Source organism: Mycobacterium sp. pUA109 (assembly GCF_041287095.1).
GTDB lineage: Bacteria > Actinomycetota > Actinomycetes > Mycobacteriales > Mycobacteriaceae > Mycobacterium.
Genome location: NZ_JBGGKS010000001.1, coordinates 379,376 through 392,539, shown reverse-complemented (window position 1 = coordinate 392,539; position 13,164 = coordinate 379,376). Strand labels below are relative to the sequence as shown.

Annotated in this window: 13 protein-coding genes; 9 read left to right on the top strand and 4 right to left on the bottom strand. The window is 70.5% G+C overall.

Annotated features, from left to right (window positions below; all coding sequences use genetic code 11):
* The first annotated feature begins 4 nt into the window (after positions 1-4).
* Positions 5-1,348 carry an FGGY-family carbohydrate kinase gene (locus tag ACAG26_RS01990; RefSeq protein ID WP_370478674.1) on the top strand — a complete coding sequence of 448 codons (1,344 nt, stop codon included), beginning with the start codon at positions 5-7 and terminating at the stop codon, positions 1,346-1,348.
* 137 nt (positions 1,349-1,485) lie between these two features.
* Here ACAG26_RS01990 and ACAG26_RS01985 read toward each other — a convergent pair whose 3' ends face one another.
* Genes ACAG26_RS01985 through ACAG26_RS01975 form a run of 3 tightly spaced genes read right to left on the bottom strand, consistent with a single transcriptional unit; the run spans position 1,486 to position 4,258 of the window.
* On the bottom strand, positions 1,486-2,397 hold the full coding sequence (locus ACAG26_RS01985; protein ID WP_370478672.1) for a class I SAM-dependent methyltransferase: 912 nt from the start codon (positions 2,395-2,397) through the stop codon (positions 1,486-1,488).
* 11 nt (positions 2,398-2,408) lie between these two features.
* On the bottom strand, positions 2,409-3,314 hold the full coding sequence (locus ACAG26_RS01980) for a class I SAM-dependent methyltransferase (RefSeq protein WP_370478669.1): 906 nt from the start codon (positions 3,312-3,314) through the stop codon (positions 2,409-2,411).
* A complete protein-coding gene (locus ACAG26_RS01975) occupies positions 3,311-4,258 on the bottom strand; it encodes a class I SAM-dependent methyltransferase (RefSeq protein ID WP_370478667.1) in 948 nt (315 codons plus the stop codon). The genes ACAG26_RS01980 and ACAG26_RS01975 overlap by 4 nt, the downstream gene beginning before the upstream one ends.
* A 310-nt stretch (positions 4,259-4,568) precedes the next feature.
* Here ACAG26_RS01975 and secY point away from each other — a divergent pair, with 310 nt between their 5' ends.
* From secY to ACAG26_RS01935, 8 genes are all read left to right on the top strand, one after another.
* The gene (secY, locus tag ACAG26_RS01970; RefSeq protein ID WP_370478665.1) at positions 4,569-5,900 is read left to right on the top strand and encodes a preprotein translocase subunit SecY; all 1,332 of its coding nucleotides are present in this window, start codon (positions 4,569-4,571) and stop codon (positions 5,898-5,900) included.
* Complete coding sequence (locus tag ACAG26_RS01965) at positions 5,897-6,448, top strand: adenylate kinase (protein WP_370478663.1); 552 nt, start codon at positions 5,897-5,899, stop codon at positions 6,446-6,448. The genes secY and ACAG26_RS01965 overlap by 4 nt, the downstream gene beginning before the upstream one ends.
* A 3-nt stretch (positions 6,449-6,451) precedes the next feature.
* On the top strand, positions 6,452-7,252 hold the full coding sequence (gene map, locus ACAG26_RS01960) for a type I methionyl aminopeptidase (protein WP_370478659.1): 801 nt from the start codon (positions 6,452-6,454) through the stop codon (positions 7,250-7,252).
* Positions 7,253-7,327: 75 nt separating this feature from the next.
* The gene (locus ACAG26_RS01955; protein ID WP_370478657.1) at positions 7,328-9,025 is read left to right on the top strand and encodes a thiamine pyrophosphate-binding protein; all 1,698 of its coding nucleotides are present in this window, start codon (positions 7,328-7,330) and stop codon (positions 9,023-9,025) included.
* The gene (locus ACAG26_RS01950) at positions 9,006-9,671 is read left to right on the top strand and encodes an SRPBCC family protein (RefSeq protein WP_370478654.1); all 666 of its coding nucleotides are present in this window, start codon (positions 9,006-9,008) and stop codon (positions 9,669-9,671) included. The genes ACAG26_RS01955 and ACAG26_RS01950 overlap by 20 nt, the downstream gene beginning before the upstream one ends.
* Before the next feature lie 8 nt (positions 9,672-9,679).
* Positions 9,680-10,696: a 3-oxoacyl-ACP synthase III family protein gene (locus tag ACAG26_RS01945; RefSeq protein WP_370478652.1), complete on the top strand. Its 1,017-nt coding sequence runs from the start codon at positions 9,680-9,682 to the stop codon at positions 10,694-10,696.
* A complete protein-coding gene (locus ACAG26_RS01940) occupies positions 10,696-11,751 on the top strand; it encodes an aminotransferase class I/II-fold pyridoxal phosphate-dependent enzyme (RefSeq protein WP_370478649.1) in 1,056 nt (351 codons plus the stop codon). Before ACAG26_RS01945 ends, ACAG26_RS01940 begins: the two co-directional genes overlap by 1 nt.
* A gap of 34 nt (positions 11,752-11,785) precedes the next feature.
* Complete coding sequence (locus ACAG26_RS01935) at positions 11,786-12,292, top strand: MarR family transcriptional regulator (RefSeq protein WP_370478647.1); 507 nt, start codon at positions 11,786-11,788, stop codon at positions 12,290-12,292.
* Between the two features lie 85 nt (positions 12,293-12,377).
* Here the strand turns inward: ACAG26_RS01935 and ACAG26_RS01930 are convergent, their stop codons facing one another.
* A complete protein-coding gene (locus ACAG26_RS01930) occupies positions 12,378-13,148 on the bottom strand; it encodes a nuclear transport factor 2 family protein (protein ID WP_370478644.1) in 771 nt (256 codons plus the stop codon).
* Positions 13,149-13,164: the final 16 nt, after the last annotated feature.

Sequence of the window (13,164 nt, the reverse complement as noted above, 5' to 3'; positions counted from 1 at the left end):
CACGGTGACGGCCGGGTCGGGCGAAGCGGTGACGATCGGCATCGACGTCGGCACCGCGGCCGTCAAGGCGGTGGCCGTCGACGAGCACGGCCGGGTGGCCGCGCGGGCCCGCATCCCGCATCAGCTGCGGGTGCCGGCCCCGGAGCTGCTGGAGCACGACGCCGAGGCGGCCTGGCGGCGCGGCCCGCGCGCGGCGCTGGACCGGTTGGCCCGCCCCGACGCGGCCGCGGTGGCGGTGTCGGCGATGGTGCCCTCGCTGACCGCCGTGGACGCGGCGGGCACGCCGCTGACCCCCGGGCTGCTCTACGGCGATTGCCGCGGCCGGGTCCCGGCCCGCCCGGACGCGTCGTTGCCGCCGACCGGGGAGGCCGCCGAATTCGTGCGCTGGACGGCGGCTACCGCCCCGGAGGCGGCCGGGTACTGGCCGGCGATGGCGGTGGCCAATCACGCGGTGGCCGGGGAGGCGGTGGTCGATTTCGCCACCGCCTACACGTCGCTGCCGCTGTTCGACGGCACCGGATGGAGCCAGCCGGCGTGCGCCGACCACGGCGCGACGGTCGAGGCGATGCCCGCGGTCGCCGCGGCCGGGACCGCGGTCGGACGGGTCCGCGGCGGCGACACCGTGCTCGGTGTCGGGGCGATCGACGCCCTGTGCGAACAGCTGGTATCCGGCGCCGATCACGACGGCGACGTGCTGGTGCTGTGCGGCACCACCCTGATCGTGTGGGTGACCGCGCCCGGGACGCCGCGGGTGCCGGGGTTGTGGACCATTCCGCACACCGCGCCCGGCAAATCCCGCATCGGCGGGGCCAGCAACGCCGGCGGACTGTTCCTCGGCTGGGTGGATCGGGTGCTGGCGCCGGGGGATCCGGCCGCCGTGGATCCGCGGCGGGTACCGGTGTGGTCGCCGTACCTGCGCGGCGAGCGCACCCCGTACCACGACCCGGACCGGCGCGGCGTGCTGGACCGGCTGGACCTCACCCACGACGCGGCCGCACTGCGCCGCGCCGCCTACGAGGCGTCGGGTTTTGTGGTCCGCCAACTCATCGAGCTCAGCGCGGTGCCGGCGGCGCGGATCATCGCCAGCGGCGGCGGCACCCGGGTGCAGCCGTGGCTGCAGGCCCTCGCCGACGCCACCGGCCGGCCGGTGCAGGTGTCCGCCGTGGCCGAAGGCGCCGCGCTGGGCGCGGCGTTTTTGGCTCGGATGGCGGTCGGCCTGGAGTCGTCGATGACCGACGCCGCCCGCTGGGCCGGCATCGAACGGACCGTCGACCCCGACCCGGCCTGGGCCAGCGCGACGGCGGACCGCTACGGCCGCTTCCGGGAACTGGCCGACCGACCCCGTTAGCCGCCGAGCGTTCCGTTAGGCCGCCGAGCGTGGCCCGCTAGTCGCCGAGTGTGCGTCCAGGGCGGGATTTCGGCCAAAAAGCCGCCGTGAGCGCACGTTCGGCGCGGAGACGCGACCCGGCGCGGAGACGCGACAGGCTACCGCAACGTGCCGGAGATGAAGATGATCTCGCCGAGCGGATCGTCGTCGCCGGGCGCGGGCACCTCCAGGCCGTTGCGCACGAACAGCTCCGCGCGGGGCACCCCGGTCACCTGCCACCCTTTGGCGCCCAGGTAGTCCACCACATGATTGCGCTCACCGGCGTACACCAGCGACGCCATATCGATGTCCACCCCGTGGTCGCGCAGCGGGCGGGAGGCCTCCCGGGCCTGCTCGGCGTCGAAATCGGCGATGCCCGGCACGTATTCGGTGGCGATGGTGCTGCCCGGCACCGACAGCGCGGTGATGTTGTCGAACAGCCGGTCCTGCGCCTCCGGCGGCAGGTAGATCAACAGCCCTTCGGCCAACCACGCGATCGGCGCGGCGGTGTCCAACCCGGCCGCGCGCAGCGCCGCGGGCCAGTCACCGCGCAGGTCGATGCCGACGGTGCGTCGCGTCGCGGTGGGCTCGGCGCCCAGACCGGCCAGGGTGGCGGTCTTGAAGTCGATCACCTGCGGCTGGTCCACCTCGTAGACCACCGTCTGTGCGGGCCACGCCAGCCGGTAGGCCCGCGCATCCAGCCCGGACGCCAGGATCACCGCCTGGCGCACCCCGGCGCCGGCGGCGTCGACGAAATAGTCGTCGAAATACTTGGTGCGCACCGCCATCCCGTCGATCATGGCCTGCACCCGGTTGGGGGCGGCGTCCTCGAGCAGCGACAGGTCCAGGTCGCCGTCGAGCATCTTGACGAAGAAGTCCACGCCCACCGCACGGACCAACGGCTCGGCGAACGGATCGTCGATCAGCTGGCGCGGATCCTTGCTCGCCATGGCGCGGCCGGCCGCAACCATGGTGGCGGTGGCGCCCACGCTGGACGCCAGATCCCAAGTGTCGTTATCGGTACGGGCCACGGCGACGGCTCCTAGCTCAAGGTGGCGATGATGGACATGGAATTACGCATCGCCGCCAGCAATTCGCTGTCGGGATAGGCGCGGCCGTACTCGGCGAACACCGCCGACCGGGAGCGCGCGGCCACCTCCCAGCCGCGATCGCGCAGGTAATCCCCGGCCGGGTTGCGTTCACCGGTGTAGAACAGGTCGGACAGGTTGACGTCGAACCCGAGCTCGCGCCAGTGGTTGCCGATCGCCCGGCTGCGTTCGGCCATCGCCGCGCCGCCGTCGGGATGGTATTCGGTGGCCAGTTGGCTGCCCGGCGCGCTCAACGCGGTGATGTTGTCGAACAGCCGGTCCTGCGCCTCCGGCGGCAGATACGCCAGCAGCCCCTCGGCGCTCCAGGCGGTGGGCTGGGAGGAGTCGAACCCGGCCCCCCGCAGCGCCGCCGGCCAGTCGTCGCGCAAATCGATGCTCACCGGCCGCAACTCGGCGGTGGGGGTTGCGCCGATCGACGCCATGGTGGCGGCCTTGAACTCGATCACCTTGGGCTGGTCGATCTCGTAGACCACGCTGCCCGCCGGCCAGGCCAACCGGTAGGCCCGGGAATCCAGCCCGGACGCCAGGATCACCGCCTGCCGGATCCCGGCGTCGGCGGCACCGGTGAAAAAGTCGTCGAAGAACCGGGTGCGCACCGCCATCACGGCGGTCATCACCCGGGGCGCGGCGGCGGCGTCCTCGTCCGGCAGTTCGACCTCGCCGTCGACGATCCGGGTGAACAGGTCGACCCCGACCGCGCGCACCAGCGGCGCGGCGTACGGGTCCTCGATGAGCGGGTCGGTTTCCCGGCTGGCCAACGCCCGCGCGGCCGCGACCATCGTCGCCGTCGCCCCCACACTGGAGGCCAGGTCCCAGCTGTCGCCTTCCGAACGGGTCATGCTCGTGACCCCAAGACCCCGCTGACATACATCAGGTCGGTGAAACCGCTGCCGTCATCGGGCAACGGCTCCAGCCCGTTGGCGGTGAACAGGTCGTTGACGCGGTGGCCGCTGACCTGCCAGCCGTGATCGGCCAGGTAGGCGGCGGCCTCATTGCGGTCACCGAAGTAGACCAGCTCGGTCAGGTCCAGATCCAGGCCATGGTTGCGCCACTGCTCGGCCACGCTTTGCATGCGCTCGCGCACCTTGGCTTCCCGCTCCTCCTGCTCGGCCGGATCGCGCCGCGGCGTGCTTTCGGTGGCGAACCGGCTGCCGGGTGCCGACAGGGCGGTGATGGTGTCCAGCAGGCGGTCCTGCGCCTCCGGCGGCAGGTAGCCCAACAGCCCCTCGGCGCTCCAGGCGGTGGGCTGCGCCGGGTCGAAACCCGCGGTCCGCAGCGCGGCCGCCCAGTCGTTGCGCAAGTCGATGGCCACCGCGCGGCGATCCGCGGTGGGCTCGGCGCCGCACTCGGCCAGGGTGCGGGTCTTGAACTCGATGACCTCGGGCTGGTCGACTTCGTAGACCGTGGTGCCGGCGGGCCAGGCCAGCCGGTAGGCCCGGGAGTCCAGCCCGGCCGCCAGGATGACCGCCTGCCGGATCCCGGCCCGGGTCGCGTCGGTGAAGAACTCGTCGAAGAACTTGGTGCGCACCGCCATGTTGTCGGTCATCCGCTGCAGGCCCGGCCCGGCCGACCCGTCGGTGGCGATGTCGGCGGCGGTGAGCTCGCCGGTGGCCAACCGGGTGAACACGTCCACCCCGACCGCGCGGACCAGCGGCTCGGCGAACTGGTCGGTGATCAGCGGGTGTTCGGCGCGGGTGGCCAATGCGCGGGCCGTGGCGACCATGGTGGCGGTCGCGCCCACGCTGGAGGCCAGATCCCAGGTGTCGTTATGCGTGCGCGCCATGTTAAGACCCCTTTTTACGTGGAGAGGGAACGAGGACAACTCGTTACTTAGCCAATATAACCAGCCACTCGAACTGTACGCCCGCCGCCTGAACGTTGGCTGAGGGTGCTGCGGCGGGTCGGCGGCCGCCTCACCATTACGGGGCTGCCGGTGCCAGCTGTTACTCTCGTAGACTGCTTGACGCGCGCTGGCCAAAGTGGGTCGCATTCCACCTCCTTGCGGGTCGGCGCGCGCAACGCAGGACTAACCGACGCTGGCCAGACCAGCCCATTTGGCACGCCGCTCTCAGCTCGGCTGCGCAGGAGGAAGAGTGCTCTCGGCTTTCATCTCGTCACTGCGAACAGTCGACCTGAGACGGAAGATCCTGTTCGCGCTGGGCATCATCGTCCTGTACCGGCTGGGGGCGGCGATCCCCTCGCCGGGGGTGGACTACCCGAAGGTGCAGCAGTGCATCACCGAGGTCACCGGCGGTGAGGCGGCGCAGGTCTACTCGTTGATCAACCTGTTCTCCGGCGGCGCGCTGCTGCAGTTGTCGGTGTTCGCGATCGGTGTGATGCCCTACATCACCGCCAGCATCATCGTGCAGCTGCTCACCGTGGTGATCCCGCGGTTCGAGGAGCTGCGCAAAGAAGGCCAGTCCGGCCAGAACAAGATGACGCAGTACACCCGGTACCTGACCGTCGCGCTGGCGGTCCTGCAGGCCACCAGCATTGTGGCGCTGGCCGCCAACGGGGGGTTGCTGCAAAGCTGCACCGTCGCCCACGACATCATCGCCGACCCGAGCATCTTCACCCTGATCGTGATCGTGCTGGTGATGACGGCCGGCGCGATCCTGGTGATGTGGATGGGTGAGCTGATCACCGAGCGCGGCATCGGCAACGGCATGTCGCTGCTGATCTTCGTCGGTATCGCCGCCCGGATCCCGATCGAAGGCAAATCCATCCTGCAGAGCCGCGGCGGGCTGATCTTCACCGCGGTGTGTGTGGCCGCGCTGGTCATCATCGTCGGCGTGGTGTTCGTCGAGCAGGGCCAGCGCCGCATCCCGGTGCAGTACGCCAAGCGGATGGTGGGCCGACGCATGTACGGCGGCACCTCCACCTACCTGCCGCTCAAGGTCAACCAGGCCGGGGTGATCCCGGTGATCTTCGCGTCGTCGCTGATCTATATCCCGCAGCTGGTCACCCAGCTGGTCAAAAGCGGCAGCGGCGGCCTCGGCAACGGGTGGTGGGACAAGTTCGTCGGCAGCTACCTGTCCGACCCCAGCAACCCGGTCTACATCGCCATCTACTTCGGGCTGATCATCTTCTTCACCTACTTCTACGTCTCGATCACGTTCAACCCCGACGAACGCGCCGACGAGATGAAGAAGTTCGGTGGCTTCATCCCCGGTATCCGCCCGGGCAAGCCCACCGCCGACTACCTGCGGTTCGTGCTGAGCCGCATCACCCTGCCGGGCTCGATCTACCTGGGCCTGATCTCGGTGCTGCCCAACCTGTTCCTGCATATCGGCAATACCGGCACGGTGCAGAATCTGCCGTTCGGTGGCACCGCGGTCCTGATCATGATCGGTGTCGGGTTGGATACCGTCAAACAGATCGAGAGCCAGCTGATGCAGCGCAACTACGAAGGGTTCCTGAAGTGAGAGTCGTACTACTGGGACCGCCCGGCGCCGGCAAGGGCACCCAAGCGGCGAAGTTGGCCGAGAAGCTCGGCGTTCCGCAGATCTCCACCGGCGACCTGTTCCGCAGCAATATCGCCGAGGGCACCGACCTGGGCCGCCAGGCCAAGCGCTACCTCGACGCCGGCGACCTGGTGCCGCCGGAGCTGACCAACGCGCTGGTCAGCGACCGCATCGACCAGCCCGACGCCGCCAACGGCTTCATCCTCGACGGGTACCCCCGCTCGGTGGAGCAGGCCGAGGCGCTGCACGACATGCTCGAAGACCGGCAGACCAAACTCGACGCGGTGCTGGAGTTCCGGGTGTCCGAGGAGGAGTTGCTCAAGCGGCTCTCCGAGCGCGGCCGCGCCGACGACACCGCCGAGGTCATCCACAACCGGATGAACGTCTACCGCGACGAGACCGCGCCGCTGCTGGACTACTACCAGCACGAGCACGAACTGCACGCCGTGGACGCGGTGGGCAGCCTGGACGAGGTGTTCGCCCGGGCCCTGCACGCCCTGGGCCGCTAGCCGATGATGGCGCTGCCCCGGCTGCGCGGCAAACGGGTGGTCGCCCAACGCAGCGCCGGTGAACTCGACGCGATGGCCGCCGCGGGCGCGGTGGTCGCCGCCGCGCTGGCCGCCGTCCGGGCCGCCGCCGCTGCCGGGGTGTCCACCGGCGACCTCGACGAGGTCGCCGAATCGGTGATCCGCGACGCCGGTGCGACCCCGTCGTTTTTGGGCTATCACGGGTTCCCGGCGTCGATCTGCAGCTCGGTCAACGACCGGGTGGTGCACGGCATCCCGTCCGCCACCGAGATCCTGGCGTCCGGGGACCTGGTGTCCATCGACTGCGGCGCGATCCTGGACGGCTGGCACGGCGACGCCGCCCTGACCTTCGGGGTGGGGCCGCTGGACCCGGCCGACGAGGCGCTGTCGGCGGCGACCCGGGCGTCGATGGAAGCCGGGATCGCGGCGATGCTGCCGGGCAACCGGCTCAGCGACGTCTCGCACGCGATCGAGTGCGGCACCCGCGCCGCCGAGGCCAGCCACGGCCGCAAGTTCGGCATCGTCGCCGGCTACGGCGGGCACGGGATCGGTCGGCAGATGCACATGGACCCGTTTTTGCCCAACGAGGGCGCCCCGGGCCGCGGGCCGCTGCTGGCTGCGGGTTCGGTGCTGGCCATCGAACCGATGCTGACCCTGGGCACCACCGCGACCGTCGTGCTCGACGACGAATGGACCGTCAAAACCGCCGACGGCTCGCGGGCCGCCCACTGGGAACACACCGTGGCCGCCACCGAGGACGGGCCGCGGATCCTGACCGCCGGGTAGGCGGCCGACGCGGCGCGGTGAACTGAACCCGCGGCCGCGTCGTGTTACTGGCATCGTCCCGAGTTAGGGGAGCAGATGGCCAGGCAGCACCGGGTGGTCGACCACATCGTCGAACACCTCGCCGGAATCGGCGTCGACTACCTGTTCGGGGTCGACGGTGCCAATATCGAAGACCTCTACGACGCAGCGCATTTCTGCTCCGGTGTCACCGCGATCCTGGCCAAGCACGAATTCTCCGCGGCGACGATGGCCGACGGGTACGCCCGCAGCCTTCCCGGGCTGGGGGTGGTCGCGGCGACGTCGGGTGGGGGAGCGCTGAACCTCGTTCCGGGCCTGGGGGAATCGCTGGCCAGCCGGGTGCCGGTGCTGGCGCTGGTGGGGCAGCCGCCGACGGCGCTGGACGGCCGGGGCAGCTTTCAGGACCTCAGCGGCCGCAACGGCGCGCTGAACGCCGAGCAGCTGTTCGCCGCCGCCTCGGTGTGGTGCCAGCGGATCACCGTTCCCGACGAGATCGCGACCGCACTGCCGCGGGCGATCGCCGCGGCCCGCACCGGCGGGCCGGCGGTGTTGTTGTTACCCAAGGATGTTCAGCAGGCGCCGGTGGCCGTGGCCGGCCACCGCAACGGTGCGCCGATCCGGGGCCGCGCCGGCGACCCGCAGCCGATCGCGCGGGTGTTGCGCCGGGCGAGCGGGCCGGTGACCATCATCGCCGGCGAACAGGTCGCCCGCGACGACGCCCGCGCCGAGCTCGCCGCGCTGCGCGCGCTGCTGCGCGCCCAGGTGGCGTGCGTGCCCGACGCCAAAGACACTAGCGGCACACCGGGTTTCGGTGCCTCCTCGGCGCTGGGCGTCACCGGGGTGGTGGGCCACCCCGGGGTGGCCGATGCGGTGGCGGGCAGCGCGGTGTGCCTGGTGGTGGGCACCCGGTTGCCGATCACCGCCCGCGCCGGACTCGATCAGGCGCTGGCCGCCGTCCGCACGGTCTCGATCGGCTCGGCGCCACCGCACCTGCCCTGCCTGCATGTGCACACCGAGGATCTGCGCGCCTCGCTGCGCAGGCTGGTGGCGGCGTTGCACGGGCCCGGACGGCCCACCGGCGTCCGGGTGCCCGAGACGCTGCCGCGCACCGAACTGACCCCGCACCACCACACCGGCCCCGGGGTGCGCTACCGCGACGCGATGACCGTGCTGGACAGGGTGTTACCGGCCGGGGTGGACATCGTCGTCGACGCCGGCAACACCGGTGCCGCCGCGCTGCATCACCTGCCGGTGCGCCGCGACGGCCGGTTCCTGGTCGCGCTGGGCATGGGCGGGATGGGCTACAGCTTCGGCGCCGGGCTCGGGATGGCGTTCGGCCGCGGCCGGCGCACCGTGGTGATCGCCGGCGACGGCGCGTTCTACATGCACGGCCTGGAGATCCACACCGCCCTGCAGTACCGGCTGCCGGTCACCTTCGTGCTGTTCAACAACAACGCGCACGCCATGTGCGTGACCCGCGAGCAGCTGTACTACGACGACCTGTACAGCTACAACCGATTCCGGCCCAGCACGTTGGGGGCCGGGTTGGCTGCGATGTTTCCCGGCCTGCCGGCCAGCGACATCACCGACATCGGCGAGCTGTCACCGGCGCTGGTGGCCGCGCTCGGTGTCGACGGGCCGTCGGTGCTCAGCATCGCCTGCTCGGCCGACGAGATGCCGCCGTTCGCACCATTTTTGAATGCCGCACCGGTTTCCGCACTGAAGGAGGACCACCGTGTCGTTGTCCGCGCTTGACGATATCGTCGCCCACACCGGAAGCACCGACCCGATCGAGGGTCTGGTCCGCATCGAGACGTCGCCCCGCGAAAAAGCCACCCCGATCATCATGGAGATGATGCGGTCGGTGTACCCGCACGAGGAGGTGTTCGGGGAATTCTGCACGGTCAACAGCCACATCGACTGCCCGCCCGACGAGTTGTTCGAGTACATGGCCGACACCCGCAGCCTGGAGGAGTGGACCTACAGCCTGCGCGGGTTCACCCCCACCGACGAACCCGGGCTGTGGCTGGCCCACGACCGGCTGGGGTCGGAGACCAAGATCTTCACCCGCACCGTGACCAACGCCGACGCGCGCACCGTCGACTACCACTGCGCCTGGGATCAGGGCACGCACCTGTGGATGATCTATCTGATGCGGGTCGTCGACGCGCAGTTGGTGTTCGACAAGCCCGGCTCGGTGGTGCTGTGGACGAACTGCCACCACCCGTTCTACGAGAACAATCCCTATCCGCAGACCGCGCCGCCGCAGCGCCCGGTCTGGGTCGGCGACTTCTGGGACATGTTCGGCGCGGGCCACCTGCTCGAACTGCAGAACCTCAAGGCGATTGCCGAATATCGGCACCGCAACGGCCTGCCGGTGACCCCGGTCTGGATGCGCTGAGGCCGGCCATGGGTACCCCGACCGTCAGCCTGACCGATATCGCCACCTACCTGCCCGGAAAACCTCTCGGCGCCGACTACTACGCCCAGTTCGCCGACACCGACGCGCTGCGCGACAACGTGATGTTTCGGGCGCCGCGGTACCGCCACCACGTCGGGCCCGACGAAACCGCGATCGACATGGTGGAACGCGCCGCCGCCGGCCTGATCGAGCGGCACGGTCACGACGTCCTGGAGCGGGTCGACGTGCTGATCACCCACACCCAGGTCCCGGACCTGCCGTTCTACGGCGCCGGCGGCGGCATCGCGCACCGGCTGGGCATGCGGCCCGACTGGGTGCTGGACCTGCACAACGGCGGCTGCGCGGCGTTCGTGCTGGGGCTGCGGGTGGCCCGCCAGCTGCTGGGCTCCGGGGCGGGGCGCAGCGCGCTGATCGCGGTCGCGCAGAACGCGGCCGGCCAGGTGTTTGACCAACCCGGGGTGCGGCGCAAGGCGCAGGCCGCGGTGCCCGGCGACGGCGCCGCGGTGGGATTGGTGACCGTGTCGGAGCGCTCGCCGATCCTCGACGTGGTGTGCCGCACCTACGGCGAGTACGCCGGCGATATGACGCTGACGATGGACCCGCCGCGCAAATGGTGGCAAGCCGGGCCCGGCGAGGCGTGCATCGGGTTCACCGAGTCCAAGATCACCAAGGTGCTGGCCCGCGGCAACCGGCAGGTTCCCGAGGTGGCGTGGGCGGTCTGTGACCGGATCGGGGTGCGGCCCAAAGATATCGGGCTGCTGGTCACCAACCAGCCGAACCGGGTGTTTCTGCGTAACTGGCGGGAGGCGCTAGAACTGCCCACCGAACGGCACGTCGACACGTTTGACGAGTGCGGCAACCTGTTCGGGGCCGCGATCCCGATCAACTTCGCTCGCGCCATCGACGAGGGCCGGGTGGGTCCAGGTGGCGTGGTGCTGATGGCGGGGTTCGCGCATGCCGGCGACTTCGCCGGCGCGGCGGCGGTGCGCTGGGGCGGACGCTGATGGCGTCGCCGGCGCCGGCGAAACCCGGCACCGCCGCCGTCCTCGACGGGCTGCCGGAGGCGGTCGATCCGCTGGCGTTATCGCTCAACGAGAATCCGTACTCGCCGCTGCCCGCGGTGCGCTCGGCGCTGATCCGCTCGATCGAGGCGGCCAACCGGTATCCGGAGTTTGTGCCGGCCAAGCTGCGTGCGCTGGTCGCCCGCCATGTCGGGGTCGGTGTCGAGCAGGTGGTGCTGGGGGCGGGGGCGACCGGGGTGGTGATGCAGGTGCTGCACGGGCTCACCCGGCCCGGCGATCGGATTGTGCTGAGCTATCCCACCTTCGACGGTTACCCGATCTTCACCCAGTTGGCCCGGCTGGTCTCGGTCCCGGTTCCGCTGGACCGCCGCGGCCATCACGACCTGCCGGCGATGGCCGATGCCGCGCAACGCGCTCGGGTGGTGGTGCTGTGTCGCCCGCACAATCCGACCGGCGCCGTGGAGCCGGTCGCCGAGGTGCTGCGCTTCTTGCGGCGGGTGCCCGACGACACCGTCGTGCTGCTCGACGAGGCCTACATCGAGTTCGTCGCCGCCCAGCACCGCATCCCCGGCCCGGCGCTGGTGCGGCGGTTCCCGAATGTGGTTGTGGTCCGGACCTTCTCCAAAGCCTACGGGCTGGCCGGGTTGCGCATCGGGTACGGGTTCGGCTGCTCCGAGGTGGCCCGGGCGCTGTGGACGATGCAACTGCCGTTCGGCATGCCGGTCACCGCCGCGGTGGCGGTGGCCGCCTCCTATGACGCCGAAGACCAGCTGCGGCAACGGGTCCTGCGCATCACCGGGGAACGCGACTACCTGTGTCGACGGCTGCGGGCCGTGGGCGTCTACGCCACCGACGGGCACGCCAACTTCGTCTACCTGCCGCCGGCCGGGGCGCCGTGGCGGGAGGTGCTCGAAGGCGCCGGGGTGCGGGCCCGCTACTACGCCACCGGTGGGGTGCGGATCACGGTGGGCAGCCGCGCCTCGAGCCGGGCGGTGCTGGCCGCGGTGGGAAAATCGGCGGCAAACACGTCGCGGTGACCCGGTCCCGCCGCCAAGTGCGGTAAGAAGAGGCGTGGCTGCTTCGGACCCCGATAACCGCGACCCGATCGCCGCGGCCCGGACCAACTGGGAACGCGCCGGCTGGGGCGAGGTCGCCGACGGCATGGTCGCGGTGACCTCGGTGATGCGGGCCCATCAGATCCTGCTGGCCCGGGTGGAGGCCGCGCTGCGGCCCTACGACCTGAGCTTCTCCCGCTTCGAGCTGCTGCGGCTGCTGGCGTTCAGCCGCACCGGCGCGCTGCCGATCACCAAGGCGTCCGACCGGCTGCAGGTGCACGTCACCAGCGTCACCCACGCGATTCGCCGGCTGGAGGCCCACGGCCTGGTGCAGCGGCTGCCGCACCCCACCGATGGGCGCACCACGCTGGTGCAGATCACCGAGTTGGGCCGCTCCACCGTCGAGGACGCCACCGTGACGCTCAACGAGCAGGTGTTCGCCGACATCGGGATGTCGCCGCAGGAGTCGCGGGCGTTGGCGTCGTCGATCGACACCCTGCGCCACCACGCCGGCGACTTTTGATTCTTCCCGCGAGCGTGCGCGTCCCCGGCCGACACGCCGAGCGTGTCGCCGGATCTGCGCACGCTCGCGCAGTGACCGTCCCCTATCACGCCCGTCCGAGCCGTCGCTTCAGCCTGGTCGCGGTGGCGAGGACCCGCGACGCGCCGAACAGCGTGTGCACCTGCCAGCTGTCATCGCGCGGCATCACCCCGGCGCGCTGCAGGACATCGAAGGCGTCGTAGAGCGTTTCACCGTGCTCCATCAGGCCGTCGTCGTTGAAGTGGTAGCGGTCGACGGCCGGCGCCTGGATGAACCGGCCGTCGCCGTGGATCTTCGGCGCGCTGTCGTCATACGGATACAGCTTCAGCGGACCGGTCCAGTGACCGCTGCCGAGGTACCGGATCACCGTGCGCACCTTGCCTTCCGGGGTCACGTCGACGTACACCTGGTCGGGCAGCGGATCGTACCGCCAGTCCGGGATCGCGTCGAAGAAGGCGAAGTTATAGGTGACGAATTCGTCGTTGCCGACGATCGTGCGGCCGAACGTCGTGGGGTCGATGTAGGTCATATCCGGGGCGTAGAGCTCGGCGTTGAGCGACATATCGCGCGCGAGGAAACTCCACCAGTACTTCTTGGCCCACACCATCACCCAGGACAGATCCTGGCCCAGCTTTGCCGATAAGTGCTCGAGTTTGCGCTCGAAGTCCACGAACCACTGACGCGTGGTGGCCTGCAGTTCCGGCTCCGGGATCACCCGAATCGGTTCTGCCCGGTTCGATTTGAGGAACGTCGGGACGTGGCCCTGCAGGCGGGGCTGCCCCAGGGCCCGCTGGAACTGCGCTTCATCGAACACCTGGTACCCCGCATCTCTCGTCACCGGATCCCGCATAGGA

Coding starts and splice junctions, on each gene's coding strand:
- ACAG26_RS01980 (WP_370478669.1), bottom strand. CDS start 3,314: ATGACCCGTTCGGAAGGCGACAGCTGGGACCTGGCCTCCAGTGTGGGG.
- ACAG26_RS01975 (WP_370478667.1), bottom strand. CDS start 4,258: ATGGCGCGCACGCATAACGACACCTGGGATCTGGCCTCCAGCGTGGGC.
- map (WP_370478659.1), top strand. CDS start 6,452: ATGATGGCGCTGCCCCGGCTGCGCGGCAAACGGGTGGTCGCCCAACGC.
- ACAG26_RS01955 (WP_370478657.1), top strand. CDS start 7,328: ATGGCCAGGCAGCACCGGGTGGTCGACCACATCGTCGAACACCTCGCC.
- ACAG26_RS01945 (WP_370478652.1), top strand. CDS start 9,680: ATGGGTACCCCGACCGTCAGCCTGACCGATATCGCCACCTACCTGCCC.
- ACAG26_RS01940 (WP_370478649.1), top strand. CDS start 10,696: ATGGCGTCGCCGGCGCCGGCGAAACCCGGCACCGCCGCCGTCCTCGAC.